This window comes from Nitrospira tepida, assembly GCF_947241125.1.
Taxonomy (GTDB): domain Bacteria; phylum Nitrospirota; class Nitrospiria; order Nitrospirales; family Nitrospiraceae; genus Nitrospira_G; species Nitrospira_G tepida.
The window spans coordinates 3879749-3896904 of the sequence record NZ_OX365700.1; the positions used below are offsets into that span (position 1 = coordinate 3879749).

The 17156-nt window shown below is 62.4% G+C and carries 14 protein-coding genes; 6 read left to right on the top strand and 8 right to left on the bottom strand.

From position 1 onward, the window contains the following. Positions 1–18: 18 nt before the first annotated feature. The 7 genes from QWI75_RS18400 to QWI75_RS18430 all read right to left on the bottom strand — a co-directional run bounded on the left by QWI75_RS18400 (position 19) and on the right by QWI75_RS18430 (position 9735). Positions 19–3108 carry a multidrug efflux RND transporter permease subunit gene (locus QWI75_RS18400; RefSeq protein WP_289270516.1) on the bottom strand — a complete coding sequence of 1030 codons (3090 nt, stop codon included), beginning with the start codon at positions 3106–3108 and terminating at the stop codon, positions 19–21. Next, positions 3105–6221 carry an MdtB/MuxB family multidrug efflux RND transporter permease subunit gene (locus tag QWI75_RS18405; RefSeq protein ID WP_289270519.1) on the bottom strand — a complete coding sequence of 1039 codons (3117 nt, stop codon included), beginning with the start codon at positions 6219–6221 and terminating at the stop codon, positions 3105–3107. Before QWI75_RS18405 ends, QWI75_RS18400 begins: the two co-directional genes overlap by 4 nt. Continuing rightward, positions 6218–7519, bottom strand: a complete 1302-nt coding sequence (locus QWI75_RS18410) for an MdtA/MuxA family multidrug efflux RND transporter periplasmic adaptor subunit (protein ID WP_289270521.1) — start codon at positions 7517–7519, stop codon at positions 6218–6220. The genes QWI75_RS18405 and QWI75_RS18410 overlap by 4 nt, the downstream gene beginning before the upstream one ends. Next, positions 7516–7995, bottom strand: a complete 480-nt coding sequence (locus QWI75_RS18415; protein ID WP_289270523.1) for a hypothetical protein — start codon at positions 7993–7995, stop codon at positions 7516–7518. Before QWI75_RS18415 ends, QWI75_RS18410 begins: the two co-directional genes overlap by 4 nt. A 76-nt stretch (positions 7996–8071) precedes the next feature. Continuing rightward, complete coding sequence (locus QWI75_RS18420; protein ID WP_289270525.1) at positions 8072–8395, bottom strand: hypothetical protein; 324 nt, start codon at positions 8393–8395, stop codon at positions 8072–8074. Then, complete coding sequence (locus tag QWI75_RS18425) at positions 8392–9003, bottom strand: RNA polymerase sigma factor (protein ID WP_289270527.1); 612 nt, start codon at positions 9001–9003, stop codon at positions 8392–8394. The genes QWI75_RS18420 and QWI75_RS18425 overlap by 4 nt, the downstream gene beginning before the upstream one ends. A 75-nt stretch (positions 9004–9078) precedes the next feature. After that, positions 9079–9735: a Spy/CpxP family protein refolding chaperone gene (locus tag QWI75_RS18430; protein WP_289270529.1), complete on the bottom strand. Its 657-nt coding sequence runs from the start codon at positions 9733–9735 to the stop codon at positions 9079–9081. Between the two features lie 275 nt (positions 9736–10010). Between QWI75_RS18430 and QWI75_RS18435 the strand changes: the two genes are divergently transcribed. The 6 genes from QWI75_RS18435 to QWI75_RS18460 all read left to right on the top strand — a co-directional run bounded on the left by QWI75_RS18435 (position 10011) and on the right by QWI75_RS18460 (position 16139). Further along, on the top strand, positions 10011–10445 hold the full coding sequence (locus QWI75_RS18435) for a hypothetical protein (protein WP_289270531.1): 435 nt from the start codon (positions 10011–10013) through the stop codon (positions 10443–10445). 73 nt (positions 10446–10518) lie between these two features. Then, positions 10519–10998 (top strand): SRPBCC family protein, encoded by a 480-nt coding sequence (locus QWI75_RS18440; protein WP_289270533.1) that lies wholly within the window; start codon positions 10519–10521, stop codon positions 10996–10998. Between the two features lie 46 nt (positions 10999–11044). Then, on the top strand, positions 11045–11956 hold the full coding sequence (locus QWI75_RS18445; protein ID WP_289270536.1) for a DNA-formamidopyrimidine glycosylase family protein: 912 nt from the start codon (positions 11045–11047) through the stop codon (positions 11954–11956). An 89-nt stretch (positions 11957–12045) separates the two neighbouring features. Beyond that, on the top strand, positions 12046–12900 hold the full coding sequence (locus QWI75_RS18450; RefSeq protein WP_289270537.1) for a class I SAM-dependent methyltransferase: 855 nt from the start codon (positions 12046–12048) through the stop codon (positions 12898–12900). Between the two features lie 8 nt (positions 12901–12908). After that, positions 12909–13289: a TfoX/Sxy family protein gene (locus QWI75_RS18455; RefSeq protein ID WP_289270539.1), complete on the top strand. Its 381-nt coding sequence runs from the start codon at positions 12909–12911 to the stop codon at positions 13287–13289. Between the two features lie 660 nt (positions 13290–13949). After that, positions 13950–16139 (top strand): S8 family serine peptidase, encoded by a 2190-nt coding sequence (locus QWI75_RS18460; RefSeq protein ID WP_289270541.1) that lies wholly within the window; start codon positions 13950–13952, stop codon positions 16137–16139. Between the two features lie 218 nt (positions 16140–16357). Here QWI75_RS18460 and QWI75_RS18465 read toward each other — a convergent pair whose 3' ends face one another. After that, the gene (locus QWI75_RS18465; protein ID WP_289270543.1) at positions 16358–17149 is read right to left on the bottom strand and encodes a copper resistance protein NlpE N-terminal domain-containing protein; all 792 of its coding nucleotides are present in this window, start codon (positions 17147–17149) and stop codon (positions 16358–16360) included. Positions 17150–17156 lie beyond the last annotated feature (7 nt).

Sequence of the window (17156 nt, forward strand, 5' to 3'; positions counted from 1 at the left end):
TTCCCCTAACCCTGTCCGCTACGCCGTCCGGGCCTCAGACCTCGCGCGCAGGCGCAGGAACCAGAGTCTCGCGCGATCGAGATAGAGGTACACGACCGGTGTCGTGTAGAGCGTGAGCAACTGGCTGACGAGCAGGCCGCCCACGATCGCAATGCCGAGCGGCCGCCTGAGCTCGGAACCCACCCCCATCCCGACGGCCAGCGGCAGCGCTCCCAGCAGGGCGGCCAGCGTCGTCATCAGGATCGGCCGGAACCGCAAGAGGCAGGCCTCGTAAATCGCTTCGGCCGGCCGCTTCCCCTCCCTGCGTTCCGCCTCCAAGGCAAAGTCGATCATGAGGATCGCGTTCTTCTTCACGATGCCGATCAACAGAATGATGCCGATGATGGCGACCATGCTCAGCTCCGTCTTGAGCAGCAGCAAGGCCAGCAGCGCCCCGACCCCGGCGGAGGGCAAGGTGGACAGGATCGTGAGCGGGTGGATGTAGCTTTCGTAGAGAATCCCCAACACGATGTAGACAGTCGCCAGCGCGGCGAAGATCAGCCAGGGCGCCGTATTCAACGACGATTGAAAGGCGCGCGCCGTCCCCTGGAAACTCCCGCGGATGGTCCCGGGCACGCCGATGTCCCGCATCGCCCGCTCGATCGCTTCCAAGGCCTGGCCGAGCGACACGCCCGGCGTCATGTTGAATGACAGCGTGACCCCGGGAAACTGACCCTGGTGATTGACCGACAGCAAGGTCGATTTCGGCTCGTACCGCGCCACGGCGCTCAACGGCACCTGTGCGCCGCCAGACGACCGGATGTAGATGTCGTGCAGGGCTGCCGGGTCCTGCCAATACTCTCGCGCCACTCCCATCACCACATGGTACTGATTCAACGGGGTGTACATAATCGACACCTGCCGCTGGCCGAAGGCATCGTACAACGTGTCATCGATGAGCTGCGGCGTGAGCCCGAGCCGAGAAGCCGTTCCCCGGTCGTAGACGACCAGCGATTGCAATCCTTTGTCCTGCTGGTCGCTGTTGACATCGGCAATCTCCGGCAGGGTCCGCAGGACGCGCTCGACCCGCGGCGCCCAGGTGTTGAGCTCGGCGAGGTCCACGCTCTGAAGCGTGTACTGATACTGCGCGCTGCTGGCCCGGCCCCCGATGCGCAAGTCTTGAATCACCTGGAGATAGGTCGGCGCGCCGGGCACCCCCGCCAGTTGCCCCCGCAGCCTCGCGATAACCTGATCGGAGTTGATCTTCCGTTCCGCCAGCGGCTTGAGCACGATGAACATCCGGCCCATATTGGAGCTGCCGCTCGACCCGGCGAAGGCATCGACGGTCTCGACGGCCGGATCGCGCTGCACGATCTCCACGACCGTTTGGAGTTTCTGGCGCATGGCTTGAAACGAGGTATCTTGCGACGCCTGGATCGTCCCGAACAGCCGCCCGGTGTCCTGTTGGGGAAAGAACCCTTTGGGGACGATGCCGTAGAGGTAGACGCTCAATCCCATGGTCGCGAGCGTCGCCGACAGCATCAGCAACGGATGCCGCAGCACCCAAGCCAGGCTCCCGGCATAGCCGGTCCGCAGCGATTCGAACAGGCGCTCGCTGGTTCGATAACACCACCCGTGCTGCTGGCCCTGCTCGGGCTTGAGCAGCCGCGCGCACATCATCGGGGTCAGGGTCAGCGAGACCACGAGCGAGATCAGGATCGCGCTCGACAGGGTCACCGCAAACTCCCGGAACAAGCGGCCGATCATCCCGCCCAGCAGGAGAATCGGCAGAAACACGGCGACCAGCGAGAGCGTGATGGAGAGGACGGTGAAGGCGATCTCCTGCGCCCCGCGGAACGCGGCCTGAAGCGGCGGCATCCCCTGTTCGCGGTACCGGCTGATGTTTTCGACGACGACGATCGCGTCATCGACCACAAAGCCGGTGGCGATGGCCAATGCCATCAGCGACAGGTTGTCGAGGCTGTAATCGAAGAGGTACATGACGCCGAAGGTGCTGACGAGCGAGACCGGCACGGCCACGCTGGGGATGAGGGTCGCCCGCGGGCTCCGAAGAAACAGGAACACGACCAGGATCACCAGCAGGACGGAAATGACCAGCGTGCGTTCCACGTCATGCAACGACGCGCGGATCACGGGGGTGCGGTCCATCACGATCGCGAGCGTCATGTTGCCGGGAACGGACGCCTGAATTTCGGGAAACCGCGCCTGAATCCGGTCTACGGTTTCGATAACGTTTGCGCCAGGCTGGCGGCTGATGATCATCAAGACCGCAGGCATGCCGTTCGAGAGCCCGATCGTCCGGAGGTCCTCCACCGAATCCTCGACCCGGCCCACGTCGGCGAGGCGCACGGCCCGCCCGTCCCGATAGGACACGATCAAGGGCAGGTAGTCCTCGGCTACATGAAGCTGATCGTTGGCCCGGATCTGCCAGGTCCGGGATTCATCCTCCAGATACCCCTTCGGCCGGTTGACGTTGGTCGTGCTCAACACCTGCCTGATATCACCCAGCCCGATCCCGTACTTGTTCAGCGCGGTGGGGTTCAGCTCCACGCGCACGGCCGGCAGCGAGCCGCCTCCCACGTAGACCTGGCCCACGCCTTCGATCTGCGACAGCTTCTGTTGCACGATGCTGGAAGCCACGTCGTACAGCTTGCCTCGGCCCACGACCTCCGAGGTCAGCGCCAGGATCATGATCGGCGCGTCGGCCGGATTGATCTTGTGATAGCGAGGATTCCGCGGCAGATTGGCCGGCAGGTCCGCCCGCGCGGCGGCGATCGCCGCCTGCACGTCCCGCGCGGCGCCGTCGATGTTGCGGTTCAGATCAAATTGCAGGGTGATGCCGGTCGATCCAAGAGAACTGGTCGAGGTCATTTCGGTCACGCCCGCGATCCTGGTGAATTGGCGCTCCAGCGGCGCCGCCACGGCGGTGGCCATGACCTCGGGGCTTGCGCCAGGCAGCTCGGCCGAGACTTGAATCGTCGGAAACTCGACTTGCGGCAACGAAGCGACGGGGAGAAACCGGAAGGCGACGGCGCCGACCAGCGTGACGCCGATCGTCAGCAAGGTGGTAGCCACAGGCCGCCTGATGAAGGGAGCGGAGAGATTCATGCCGGTCCCGAACCGAAGACCTCCTCGGAGGAGGCCGGAACGCGGCCGGCCTTCATGCGGCGCGCCAGCCGGTCGAATGCCAGATAGACCACGGGCGTCGTGTAGAGCGTGAGCAGTTGGCTCAGGATCAGCCCGCCGACGATCGAGAGCCCCAAGGGCCGGCGCAGCTCGGACCCGACGCCCGAGCCCAAGGCAAGCGGCAAGGCCGCCAGCAACGCGGCCATCGTCGTCATCATGATCGGGCGGAAGCGCAGGAGACAGGCCTCGTAGATCGCCTCCTCCGGCCGCTTGCCCTCTTTGCGTTCCGCATCCAGCGCAAAGTCGATCATCATGATCGCGTTCTTCTTGACGATGCCTATGAGGAGGATGACGCCGATCAGCGCCATCACACTGAAGTCCATGCCCGCCAACATCAAGGCCAGCAGCGCGCCCACCCCGGCGGAGGGCAAGGTAGACAGGATCGTCAGCGGATGGATATAGCTCTCGTAGAGAATCCCGAGCACGATATAGACCGTGACGAGGGCCGCCAGGATCAGCCAGGGTTGATTGACCAGCGCGACTTGAAAGGCCTGGGCCGTGCCCTGGAACCTGCCGCGAATGCTGGTTGGCAAGCCGATGTCCAGCGCGGCCCGCTCGATCGCCGCCACGGCATTGCCCAGCGACCGACCCGGCGCCACGTTGAACGACAGGGTGACGGCAGGAAACTGGCCCTGCCGGCTGATGAGGAGCGGCGCGGTTGTCTCGGCAACCTGCGTAAAGACGCTCAGCGGCACCTGCCCGCCGGCCGCGGATCGCACGTCCAGAAACTCCAACGCCTGCGGTCCACGCTGAAATTCCGGCCTGACTTCGAGAATCACCCGGTACTGGTTCAACTGAGTGAACATCGTGGAGACCTGCCGCTGGCCGAAGGCGTTGTACAACGTATCGGCGATCAGTTGCGGCGTGATCCCGAGCCGCGAGGCCGTGTTCCGGTCGATCGTCACGAGGGCGGCCAGCCCCTGAGTCTGCTGGTCGCTGCTTACGTCACGCAGTTCCGGCAGCGCTTGCAAGGCCCCCACCAATTTCGGCGCCCAGCGCGCAAGCTCCTCCTGGTCCGCGTCTTCGAGTGTGTACTGATACTGGGTGCGGCTGACCCGGTCCTCGACCGTGAGGTCCTGCACCGGCTGCATGAACAGGGTGATGCCCTGCACGGCGGCGGCGCGTTCCTGCAGGCGGCGGATGACCTCGCTCGCGCCCGCGTCCCGCTCCGACAAGGGCTTGAGATTGATCTGCATGCGCCCGCTGTTGAGCGTCGTATTGATGCCGTCCACGCCGATGAACGAAGACAGGCTCTCGACCGCGGGATCTTCCAGGACGACTTTGGCCAGCTCCTGTTGCCGCTCGGCCATCGCCGGGAAGGAAATGGTTTCCGCCGCTTGGGTCATGCCCAGGATCACTCCCGTGTCCTGCACGGGGAAGAAGCCCTTCGGCACGACGAGATAGAGGACGACCGTCAGGACCAGCGTCCCGATCGCGACCGCCAAGGTCAGCGGCTGATGGGCCAGCACCCATCGTAATGTGCGGTCGTACCCGGCGAGCATACGGTCAAACAGACCCTGGAGCGCTCCCGAGAGCGCCCCCTGCTGCTCAGCCGAACCGCGCCGGAGCAGCCGCGCGCACATCATCGGCGTCAAGGTCAGCGAGACGACGGCCGAGATCAGGATCGTCACGCTCAGGGTGACCGCGAACTCCCGGAACAGCCGCCCGACGACGTCGCCCATGAAAAGGAGCGGGATCAAGACGGCGACCAGCGAGACGGTCAGCGACAGAATCGTAAAGGCAATTTGCTTGGAGCCGGCAAGCGCCGCCTGCAGCGGCGACTCGCCCCGTTCGAGGTAGCGGGCGATGTTCTCGATCATGACGATCGCGTCGTCTACGACGAACCCCGTCGCGATCGTCAGCGCCATCAGCGTCAGATTGTTCAGGCTGAACCCGAGGAGATACATGGCGCCGAAGGTCCCGATCAGCGACAGGGGCACGGCGGCGGCGGGGATGACGGTGGCGGAGAGCGTCCGCAAGAACAGGAAGATCACCAGGATGACAAGCGCCACCGCCAACATCAGCTCGAACTGCACGTCGCGGACCGAGGCCCTGATCGACGTGGTCCGATCAGTCAGGACCGTGACGCGGACGGAGGACGGAAGGGCCCGCTCCAGTTGCGGGAGCAGTTTCTTCACCCGGTCCGCCACCTCGATCACGTTCGCGCCAGGCTGCCGCTGGATGTTCACGATCACAGCCGGCTGGTCGTTCATCCAGGCCGCCTGCTTCACGTTCTCCACGTCGTCGATGGCGTCGGCCACGTCGGACAAATGTACGGGCGCGCCGTTCCGGTAGGCCACGATCAGCGGCTGGTATTCCTTGCTCGACAGGAGCTGATCGGTCGCGTTGATGATCGAGGCCCGCCTCGGCCCGTCGAAAGACCCCTTGGCCTGGTTGACGTTGGCCTCCGCCACGACGCGGCGGAGATCTTCGAGGGTCAGTCCATAGGCGGACAGGGCGCGCGGATTGGCCCTGATGCGCACGGCCGGCCGCTGCCCTCCCCCGATGCTGACCAACCCCACGCCCGACAACTGGGAAATCTTTTGCGCCAGGCGGGTTTCCGCGAGGTCTTCGACCTGGGGAAGAGGCAGCTCGTTGGACGTGAGGGCTAAGGTGAGGATCGGCGCGTCCGCCGGGTTCACCTTGCTGTAGACGGGCGGATTGGGCAGGTCCCTCGGCAAAAACGTGGAAGCCGTGTTGATGGCGGCCTGCACCTGCTGCTCGGCCACGTCCAAATCCAGATCGAGGCTGAACTGCAGGGTCACGACCGAGCTGCCGCCGGAGCTGGTCGAGGTCATCTGCTTCAGACCCGGCATCTGGCCGAACTGCCGTTCAAGCGGGGCCGTGACGGACGAGGCCATCACATCGGGACTGGCGCCGGGATACAGGGTCAGCACCCGAATGGTCGGATAATCGACTTGGGGAAGGGCCGAAACCGGCAGGTGGCGATAGGCGACGAGGCCGGCCAACAGGAGGGCCACCATGGTCAGGGCCGTTGCGACCGGCCGGAGGATAAAGAGACGGGAGGGATTCACATTGGTTTCCTCGTCGGACGGGAGAGTTGGGCTTGCGGAGCTGCTTCGGAACTTGCCTGCGGCTGGTCGGCTGCGACTGCCGGCGGCCGCACCTCCACCTTGGTCCCATTCCGCAGCTTCTCCGTCCCTTCCACCACGACCAGTTCCTCCGGCGCCACGCCCTTCTCGATCGAGGCGTCCTCGGCATGCGTGACACCCACGTCTACCGGACGGACCTCGACCGTTTGCTCGCCGGCCTGATCCCGCTTCACGATGTAGACGAAGGCGCCTTGCGGCCCCCGTTGGACCGATACGGACGGCACGATCGTGACGCCCCGTTTGGTGTCCAACAACAGCCGCGCGTTGACAAACTGGTTGGGGAACAGCTCGTTCTGCTCGTTCGCAAAGACCGCCTTGAGCCGGACCGTGCCGGTGTTGGGATCGATCTGGTTGTCCACCGTCAGCAACGAACCGCTTGCCAGCCGCTGCTTGTGCTCGCGATCGAAGGCCTCGACCGGCAGTTGTTCGCCGACTTTGAGCTTGTCCAACACCGGCGGAAGGTTGTCTTCGGGAATCGTGAAGACCACCGTGATCGGCTGGAGCTGGGTGATGACCAGGAGCCCATTGGGATCGTTGGCGCGGACCATGTTGCCGACATCCACGAGCCGCAACCCAACCCGTCCGTCGATGGGCGCGGTGATGCGGCAATAGGTGAGTTGCAACTTCGCGTTGTCGATCTGCCCTTGATCGGCCTTGACGATGCCCTCGTACTGGCGCACCAGCGCCTCTTGTGTGTCGAGCTGTTGCTTGGGCACGAAGCCCTGCTTGACCAAACCGCGATAGCGCTCCAGGTCGAGTTGCGCGTTCTTGAGTTGCGCCAGGTCCCGCGCCATCTGCCCTTGCGCCTGGGTCAACTGCACTTCGAAAGGGCGCGGATCGATCTGCGCCAACAGATCTCCCTTGCGCACCATCTGGCCTTCTTGAAACAGCACCTGCATCAATTGCCCATCGACCCGACTGCGCACCGTGACGGTATTGAAGGGGACGACCGTGCCGAGACCGTTCAGGTAGATCCCGATGTCTCCGGTTCTGGCTGCCGCGGCGATGACCGGCACGCTGCTGGCTCCGGTGTTGCGCCCTTGGCCCGCGCGCAACTGGCCCTCGCCGGATTTCGTGACCAGCGCGTAGGCGCCGAAGGCGATCAGGCTCAGGACCAGCAACCCGATCGACCATCGCTTCACCAGGCGGGCGACGCGCACCCGTTCGGGCATGTCCCGCTGCGATGACGGAGGGGGAAGCGGAGGCTGGGCGTGGCTCATGGTTGCGATCCCTGTTCAGGCCGGGGCTCAGGCTGAGGTTCAGACTCCGCCTCCCTGCTCCCTAGCGGCAGGCGTTCCCGCGCGGCGCGCAGATAGTCTCGCGAGACCTGCCAGCGTTGCTTCAGCTTGGCGTAGAGGGTATCGAGCCTGGCCCCCTGGTCAGCAGACAGTTTCGTCTTGATCTCGTTGACGCCCTGGTCCACGATCCGGTCCAGCTCCGGCTGGTGCTTGGCCCGCAACTCCAGGATTTGAATGTGCGCGCGACTCACGATCGGCTCGATCGCCTGCGATTGTGCCTGGGTCAAGGACAATTCCTCGGCCAGCCGCTTCATCAACCGTTCCTGCCGGCCGGCGGGACCACGTTCCCAGCGCTGCTTCTGCTCGTAGTGCTGATAGAGGATCGTTCCCCCCAGGCCGGTCAATACGCCGGCGAGGAACAGAACCAGCAGGCCGCCCCAGAGTTTGGCTTGTGTCATGAGCCTGTTCTCCGTCGCATCGTGATAGGCCGCCGGACTGTCGCGTGGCATCGTGCAGGCTGTTCAGACAGGTCGCTCATCTTGACCAGTCGCCGAGCGGCGCTCCTGCATCGAGTTCATCCGACAAGAGCGAGACCACCTCGACCCTATGCGGCTCCGTATAGAGCAGCGCGGAGCCGGCAAAGATCAGGGCAAAGACGGCAGCCGCCGCAGCGGTTCGCCAGACCAACTGATCGATCCAGACCGGCGCCCGGAGCGGCCGGCTGCCGGCCTCCGACCGGATGCGGTCCATGAGGCGGCCGGTCCATTCAGCCCCCAAGGGAGGCACGGGCCGAGCGCGATGTACGGCCGGCCAGACCTGTTCCAGCTTGTCGAGCTCCCTCTTCCTGCGGTCCTTCATGATGCCGACTCCTCTTCTTCGGCAAAGATTTTCCGAAGCGCCCGTTTGGCGCGATGCGCCCGGACCTTCACATTGACGACACTCCAACCCAGCAGACCAGCCGCCTCGCGCACCGATCGCCCTTCGAGATAGACCAACGTCAGGACCATCCGGTCCTCCGCAGACAAGCGGCTCAGGGCCTTGTCCAACAGGTCCCGCGCCTCCCGGCGGCCGGCCTGCTCGCGGAACTGTTCATCGGACTCAGCCGCCAGCGCCTGTTCGATCCAGGCCTGGTGTTCGGACGCCAAGGAACTGACCGGCTGTTCCTGCCGGCCCCGCTCGCGCCAGAAGTCGTAGCAAGTCCGCACCGCAATGCCGGAGAGCCAATGCTCAAACGGAGTCCGCCCGGAGTATCCATTGAGGCCTGTAAAGACGCGGATGAAGACATCCTGCGCCACCTCTTCCACTTGATCGAAGGGCACATGGCCCGTGACGATCTTGGCCACGTGCTGCCGATAACGCTCGATCAGCTCGGCGAAACGGTCGGTCTCCCCATCCAGAACCCGGTGGACAATCTCCTGATCATTGTGCACCGGTGTCTGCGCTCCCGCGAGGTCGAGATCAGCCACAACAGAGGAACTGACATCCTCATCATACCTGACTCGCCGGTCGGACCACAGCACGCTGCTTCAGGCGGAGGGAGCTTACCCTGCATCATTCGTGACCGTCCCCGTTTCAGTCTCAAGCGCCTGTTCCCCTTCCGACTGTGCCGTCAGTTCCCCCTCTTCTCCAGATAGGGATTGCGCCTTCATGGGATGGCCGCGGTCATGCCCTCGATGGGCGCGATGCATCCGTTCCAGAATCGCTTTCTGCTTCTCCCGCTGCTCAGGCGAGAGAACCGCTACAAGCTCGCGCCTGGCCTTGATCCCGATCATGTCTAGGTTCGCGTCGAGCATCGCCCGTTCTTTCACCTTTGCCTCAATCGCCGCCAACTCCGTTTTGTCGTCCAAGACCAGAGCCCGAAGCTCCCGCTCGGCCACCTTCACATCCGCCTTGTCGCGAATCCTCGCCCGGTCCTGATCGAGCGACAGGGCCTTGATCTTGGCCACCTGCTCCTCGGTCAAACCCAGCTCCTCTTGATGCCTGAGCAGCAGACGGACCAGGCGATGCGCGCTGCCTCCATGCCCGGCCATGCCGTGGTGGACCGCCGCATAGCCATGACCGTACTTCTTCATGCCGACGCCGTGCGCCCCGCCTCGCCAGCAGCCGCTTCCCCCGTCCGCCCAGGCCACGGAGGCCAGGCCTCCGAGCACGACCGCCGCTGCAATCCCGACCATGATCCGTTTGATTCCCCTGTTCATCGTAATGACCTCCCTACCAACCTTTGGTTGAACCGGCGGCTCATCGAGGAGCCGTTCGCCCCCTCATTTACCAAGTCGTCTCTAAGAAGAAAAAGGTTACAGCACCGCTTCATGGTCAGGGTCTGGTAAGCCGGGCTTGATTGATCATATAGTTATCTTTTCGGGCCATATTTACCCAGGGATCAAGAAGGGAAAGCCGGCCCATTATCGCGTGTCCTGGAAGAGATACCTGGCAAAAGGCCGTTCAGAATCATCATGAGAAGAGGGAGGGACCTATGCGACGGCTGATTCAATTGTGCGCCCTTTCCATGCTGCTGATGGGACTCAGCGGCTGCAGCTACCTGTTCTACCCCCACGCGAAGGAGTTTGCGGCGAAGGCGAAGGGGGCGACCGGCGTGGAGACGTTGATCAATCTGACCAACATGATGGAGGGGGGCGCGAAGGCCGCGAGGGCCGGCAAGGGGTACGATCAGGCGCTGAACGACCTTCACAACCAGTTCCATGCGCTCGATGACAACCTCTGTTGCGTGGAGAAGGCGGTGCAAGCGCAACCGGCCTACGCGCTGGCGGTGACGCACAACAAGGAACTGTGGGCCATTTTCAAGCGGGTCTGGAAGTTCAAGGAGGATCAGCCACAGCGCGAGCAACACTTGGATCTGTTCGCCGCCGAGGTCAAGGAGCTGCGCGACACACTCCAGAGGTTGAAATAACCGGCTTGCAGCGCGGTCTCGTTCCAATATTGGGCCGGCCATTCGGCGAGACCGCACCGACCGAGACAGTCGTATGGCAGACAAGCCTAGGGCGTTCAACCAGACGTTTCGCCTCACCCGTCTCTTCCACGTGCCGCGGGAACAGCTCTTCGCCGCCTGGACAAACCCGCAGGCGTTGATGCGCTGGTTCTCGCCATCAAGCGACTATTCGACGCCGTCGGCCGAGGTGGACCTTCGGGTCGGCGGCCGGTACCGCATCGAGATGAAGGCGGCGGACGGCTCGCTGTACACTGCCAGGGGCCTCTATCGCGAGATACGCCCGCCGGAGCGGCTGGTCTTCACCTGGGCCTGGGAGGGCAGCAGGTGCGGCGGACGGGGTTTGACTGAATTCTACGACACGTTGGTGACGCTGGAGTTTCAAACCGTCCCCGGCGGGACCGAGCTGACATTGCTTCATGAGCGGTTCCCGACCGCGGAAGAACGCGACCGTCACCGGACCGGATGGACCGGTTGCCTGGATCGTCTGGCGCAGGTGCTTGGCGAACAAGCCTGATTGGCGGGCCAAGGTCTGACCCGACCGGCCCTGGCACAGATCTGCCATGCCCGAACTGCCCGATTTGACCATCTATTGCGAGGCACTGGAGCGTGTTGCAGTAGGGCATCGGCTGCTGCATATCACGCTCGCGAGTCCCTTTTTGCTCCGCACTGTCGAGCCGTCGCTGGCAGAAACCGAAGGCAAGCTGCTGCGAGCCGTCCGACTGATCGGCAAACGGCTGGTCTTCGAGCTGGAGGACGAACTCTTTCTCCTGCTCCATCTGATGATCGCCGGGCGCCTGCATCGGAAACCGGCCGGGGCCAAGGTCCCCGGCAGGATCGGCTTGGCTGCATTTGAGTTTGCCGAGGGCACGTTGCTCCTGACCGAGGCCGGCAGCAAGAAGCGCGCGGCGTTACACGTGGTCCGAGGCTTGGCCGGCTTGGACCAGTTTCGTTCGGGCGGCATCGAGCCGCTGGAGGCGGATCTTGCGGCTTTTCAGGCGGCCCTCGCCCGCGAGAACCATACGCTCAAGCGGGCCCTGACCGATCCCCGGCTATTCAGCGGCATCGGTAACGCCTATTCCGACGAGATCCTGCATCGCGCCCGCTTGTCTCCGGCGAAACTCACATCGACCCTCTCCCCGGAGGAGATCGTTCGTCTGTTCGAGGCCACTCAATCGACCTTGCGGGAGTGGATCGTCCGCCTGCGTGAAGAGACCGGCGACCGGTTCCCGGAATCCGTGACCGCGTTTCGAGCAGACATGGCCGTGCATGGCCGTTATCGGCAACCCTGCCCCATCTGCGGTACGCCGATCCAACGCATCCGCTACGCAGAGAATGAGTGCAACTACTGCGCGACCTGCCAAACCGGAGGCAAGCTGCTGGCGGATCGAGGCCTCTCCCGGTTGCTTGGGGCCGATTGGCCTCGGACTGTGGAGCAACTCGAACTCCACAAGACCACATCACGATCGACTTGAGCCGACTGCCAGACCAGGATAGGATTCCGTGGCTAACGCAATTCCAGATTGAGAATCTGGGTCGAGCTTCAGGGAAGGAGAGATCCATCATGTCGCAAGATCCGCAGCAGGTCATCGAGGCGCAACGTCAGGACTGGAATCGTGTGGCGGCCGGGTGGGAGAAATGGGATGAGATGTTTGACCGCAGCATGGCCTTTCTCAACCACCGGCTGATCGCGGATGCCCGGTTGCGGCAGGGACAGCAGGTGTTAGACCTGGGCTCCGGCACAGGCTATCCTGCCCTTTTGGCGGCGCAGGTAGTCAGACCTCAGGGACAAGTCGTCGGCATCGACCTCGCGGACGACATGCTGGCTGCCGCCAGGCGCAAGGCCGCGAGGCTCGGTCTCTCCAACGTCGAGTTTCGAACCGGCGACGTGACGACCTTGCCGTTTCCATCTGGCTCGTTCGATGCCGTGACCTCGCGCTTTTGCCTGATGTTCCTTCCCGAGATTCCCAAAGCCGTCGCGGAGATCGCCCGCGTGTTGAAGCCGGGCGGCCATCTGGCGGCGGCGGTCTGGTCGGCCCCCGAAAAGAACCCCTATCTCCGTATCCCGATGGATGTCATCAAGCAATTGATCGAGCTGCCTCCGCCCGATCCGCAGGCCCCGGGGATCTTCCGTTTGGCGAAATCGGGGGACCTGATGGGCATGATCCAGCAGGCCGGGCTCTCCAGCCTGTCGGAAGAAGAATTCGTGGCGGACGTGCAACTGACCTCAGGCCGTGAATACTTTTCGAGCCTGATGGAGATCGCGGCACCCATCCAGAACCTGTTCGCGAAACTGTCCCCATCGCAACAGGCCGAGGCGGAAAAGCGGATCGTTCAGTCCGTGGAACAGTACCGGCGTGGAGAGGCCGTCTCGCTGCCGATCGCCGCCCGGTTCGTCGCCGCCGTCAAACCAACATGAGCGCCGTCATGCCCCGCAAGCCGGCCGGCAAATCGACCCTAAAATCCAATCGTACGTCAGTACGCAAATCCGCTCCCGCGCCAGATCGCAAATCAGACGGCTTCACGGAGTTCGTGCTGGATCAACTGGCGGAGGTGCGCGGGGTGACCTGTCGCGCCATGTTCGGTGGCTACGGCTTGTATCAGAATGCGACGTTCTTCGGCATCATCCATCGCGGTCGGCTCTACTTCAAAACCGACGAGCGCACGCGCACGGCCTATGTCGCCCGCGGCATGAAGCCCTTTCGACCGAATTCGAAACAAACGCTCAAGAGCTATTACGAAGTGCCGGTGGAGGTGATTGAGGACGCGGAGCAACTTGTCACCTGGGCGACACAGGCTTCGGCTTAACCCGCATTATTCATGAACGCTTCTGCTGCTTAGGCCCATTGCAACAGAAGCGCAACGGGCACCCCGATTCGCCGCTGCGACAGAGCCAACATGAGAAGTCGAAGGCAAAGTGCCTCTCCGCCGCGATGTGATCGAACGCGGCGGCTCAAGCGAAGCTTGGTATGGCGGGCGTGCTCGCCGCTCAGTCCCTCGACGTACTGTTGCAAGTACGCCTTGGTCCTTCGCGGCTGTGCTTGCCCGTCTCGCCTGGCGACTGCGCGATTTCGCGACGAACCGTCATGAATAATGTGGGTTAACAGCGGGCGTCACTCTGTCATTGCCGGATCTGTTCTCGCCGCCCGCTTTCTTCATGTCCGATAGGGCCTCCCTGGCATCGGCGTCAGCTCCCTAATATAGCCACGTATCGAATCTGATACAGACTGTATCCATTTTGTTCTCGTTGCCGCCGGAGATAGCTCAATAGAAATACCCGTATTATTATCGCCGCCTTCACGATCCTCTCGATTTTATCGACGCCTCCGAAACAAGCCGCAGCGAATGGTACCGGCACAGGAGTTGCTGTACTCGAGTGTGAGTCGTATTCGCCGGCCGCTCCAGTCGCTTACCAGCCGGCTGCCTTCAGCATCCATGACCATGTGATGAAGAGGAGGAACAGACACGATGGATATCCAAAAGCCCAAAGTGAAGCAGGAGACCAAATACTCCTATACCAACAAGTTCAGCAAGAAGACCATCACGTTTCACCCAAAGAGCGATGAAGTGATGGCGACATTCCAACCCCACGCCACTGAAGATATGGCCCGAGATGTCATGGCGACGACCATGTTGCCCCTCAGTCAAGGCATGAATCTCGACCGCGGCTTTGCCGTGTTTCAGACTGCTCCAGGACAGGACGTGGCCGCCGCGAGAGACTCGCTAGGCGCAAGTCCGAGAATTGTCAACACCATCCCGGTGTTGATCGACAATGAGGGGCTAACGCGATACTTTTTGCCGGATGAATTGACGGTTCAGTTTCGCGATGGAGTAAGCCAGAAAGAAGCCGAGCGCCTGATCAAATCCAAGGGATGTCAGATCGTCGCAAGGCAGCGTACGCCCGGTTATTACACGCTCACCGTGCCGGAAGGTAAAGGCTTGTTTGAGACCCTCCGTGAGTTCTCTCAGCTCGACGAAGTTGCTTTTGCCGAACCGAGCGAGGCCGGATTTAATGACGCCCTCGCCTACCTTCCCGACGATCCCCATTTTCCAAGACTCTGGGGGTTACACAACACGGGCCAAGTTGTGAACGGCGTCACGGGAACGGCAGATGCCGATATCGATGCGACTGAGGCCTGGGATATTACCCGAGGGAACCCGGACGTCGTCGTCGCCGTGATCGACACCGGCGCCGATCTCGACCATCCAGACCTGGTAGCCAACTTTCTGCCACGCGGCTCCGAAGACTGGGACTTCGCCGACGCTGCGGACCCGTCGCCAGACGACAGCAACGGTCACGGCACCCATGTCGCCGGCACCGCCGCGGGCGTCGATAACACAGCCGGTGTGATCGGTGTGGCGCCGCGTTGCCGACTCATGCCGCTTCGGGTGAACCTCACATCCGGAATGAACCAAAACCGTGCCGATGCGATCAATTATGTCGCTTCCCAGGCCGTCGCCAATCCGACTCGGCGATACGTCATCAACTGTAGCTGGAGGATGAACGGGGACCATACGGGAGTGCATCACGCCATTGTGAACGCGGTCGGCAAGAACGTTATCGTCGTCTTCGCGGCCGGCAACGCCAATGCTGATATCGACGTGACCCCGCAATACCCGGCTGTCTATCCCGAAGTGATCGCTGTGGCCGCAACCAATCAGCAGGATCGCCGCGCGGCATTTTCGAATTACGGCACAAAGGTGGACGTCTCCGCTCCCGGAGTCAATGTCTACTCGACCTATCCCAACGACAATTATGCATTCCTCGACGGCACTTCTATGGCCTCGCCTCATGTGGCCGGCCTGGCGGCGTTGGTCTGGTCCAGAAACCAGACTCTTACCAACCAGCAGGTTCGAAAGATCATCGAGGACACGTGCGACAACATTGATGTGAAGAATCCCGGCTACGCGGGCAAACTCGGCAAAGGTCGCATCAATGCCTTCAGGGCCTTGTTGGCCACGCCGTTACCACCCATCCGCTTCCAGGTTGTGAGAAAGCTGGCATTTCCACAGAAGAACAGTGGATCCAGCACCGGCCTCGCCTATGCCCGACTCATACGGATCGGAGCGACGCTCAGATCGGCGCTGCTGTTTCTCACGCAACAGCCGTTCTCGGAGCATATTTACTATCTGAATCCCACCAGCGGCACGGTGATGGGTAAAATCGACCCCACCGCCAACGATACCATCGGGAGCCTCGAATGGGATGGCAGCAAGATCCGAGTCGCAAACGTCACCACAGGTTCAGGCTCCATCAATACCATCGACCCGAACACGGGGGCTCAGGTAGGTTCCATTCTGGTCCCCCCTGGGCGTGGTGAGGGGCTCGCCTATGACGGCATCTACCTCTATTACTCGACCATCACGCGAATCCATGTCATCAACCCCATCACGGGTGTCGTGGTGCGGTCATTCCCTCCTCCCGGAGGAGACTGCCGATCTCTCACCTATGGAAAGGAGTACTTGTTCAGCGGCAACTCCGCGGCAGGAACCATCACGGTGTTCAACCGAAACACCTTGGCCATGCGCGGGACCATTACCGCTCCAGGTGGGGGAACCGCCAAGGTTGAGGGTTTGGCGTTTAACCCGGTCACGAATGAGCTGTTTATCGCCAATCAAAGCGAAAATGTGATCTACGTGGGGGTTGTTGGCCTTTAAGAAAAGCGCGAGCGGCGAGGTTCCCTCAGGGGAACGTGTTCTTTCACGTTTGGTCAGCCAGCCGATCACTGAAACTGATTGGCTGGCTCGCAAGGCGGGACATTTTCGCCCCCCATCCGCGAATGGCCGGGAGAGGACCGCTGCTGAGTAGCCATTCATTGGGCAGGCTGCGAGTCCTTCAAGGGGAATGAACGGTGAGTAGGAAGTAGGAATGACACTCAATAGGCTTGCTCCAACTCCGTCGTGGACATGGACGTTTCGCAGGTTTCTCCGGGAAGGATTTTGATGAACCGTTCGACCACGATGACAGGCTGCTCGCCGGCTCCCTCCATTTTTGGTCGCCGGACGACGCGAGCCTCCAGGTTCGCCAACAACCATTGGCCCGGCTCCTGTTGCAGCTTGAGATACGTAACTTCGAGCGCCACGTTGTCCTGCTCCGTGGCCACCGGGAATGTGCGCCCGGTGAAGCATTCCTTCAGCCTGCCAGCGTCCGCATAGTACGAGTACAGTCCGCGGAGCAGCAACCTCGGTTCCAACGGCTCGACCGTCTTCTGGCGTGTGAGATCGTAATTCAGCTCCGATGCGATCGGCCGTCCCTTCTGATCCAGCTTGCGGAGCAGATCCGGGCGGACGACGGTAAAGCTCTCTCTGGCTCCGCGACTGCCTCGTAAACTCAGCTTGCGGCGATCCGCGGAGAAGGACCAGAGACCGATCTCGTCGAACCTGTCCGTTTCTCCCGCCGCGACCGGCTTTTCCAGATAGGTGGTCCTCAGGAAGAACAGTCCATCCGGCCACAGGTTGAGCTGGTAGCGGATGCCTGCACAGTCGGCACAGGGAAGATTCCCGACAAACGTGGCCGGCAGCCGGAATCCAGATGGTGTCTTTGGCGAACCAGCGGGCGGGGCACCGGAACGGATCTCCTGTAGTTGCCGAACGGTCGGTGATTCCGCACACCCGGCCAACATGGCCCAGAGCATCAACGCCGGCATCACCCACGGGAGTAGTTTCATACGCGCC

Bases quoted from the DNA above. Each gene is read 5' to 3' on its own strand.
- QWI75_RS18400 (WP_289270516.1), bottom strand. From the start codon at position 3,108: ATGAATCTCTCCGCTCCCTTCATCAGGCGGCCTGTGGCTACCACCTTG.
- QWI75_RS18410 (WP_289270521.1), bottom strand. From the start codon at position 7,519: ATGAGCCACGCCCAGCCTCCGCTTCCCCCTCCGTCATCGCAGCGGGAC.
- QWI75_RS18415 (WP_289270523.1), bottom strand. From the start codon at position 7,995: ATGACACAAGCCAAACTCTGGGGCGGCCTGCTGGTTCTGTTCCTCGCC.
- QWI75_RS18420 (WP_289270525.1), bottom strand. From the start codon at position 8,395: ATGAAGGACCGCAGGAAGAGGGAGCTCGACAAGCTGGAACAGGTCTGG.
- QWI75_RS18430 (WP_289270529.1), bottom strand. From the start codon at position 9,735: ATGAACAGGGGAATCAAACGGATCATGGTCGGGATTGCAGCGGCGGTC.
- QWI75_RS18435 (WP_289270531.1), top strand. From the start codon at position 10,011: ATGCGACGGCTGATTCAATTGTGCGCCCTTTCCATGCTGCTGATGGGA.
- QWI75_RS18440 (WP_289270533.1), top strand. From the start codon at position 10,519: ATGGCAGACAAGCCTAGGGCGTTCAACCAGACGTTTCGCCTCACCCGT.
- QWI75_RS18445 (WP_289270536.1), top strand. From the start codon at position 11,045: ATGCCCGAACTGCCCGATTTGACCATCTATTGCGAGGCACTGGAGCGT.
- QWI75_RS18450 (WP_289270537.1), top strand. From the start codon at position 12,046: ATGTCGCAAGATCCGCAGCAGGTCATCGAGGCGCAACGTCAGGACTGG.
- QWI75_RS18455 (WP_289270539.1), top strand. From the start codon at position 12,909: ATGCCCCGCAAGCCGGCCGGCAAATCGACCCTAAAATCCAATCGTACG.
- QWI75_RS18460 (WP_289270541.1), top strand. From the start codon at position 13,950: ATGGATATCCAAAAGCCCAAAGTGAAGCAGGAGACCAAATACTCCTAT.
- QWI75_RS18465 (WP_289270543.1), bottom strand. From the start codon at position 17,149: ATGAAACTACTCCCGTGGGTGATGCCGGCGTTGATGCTCTGGGCCATG.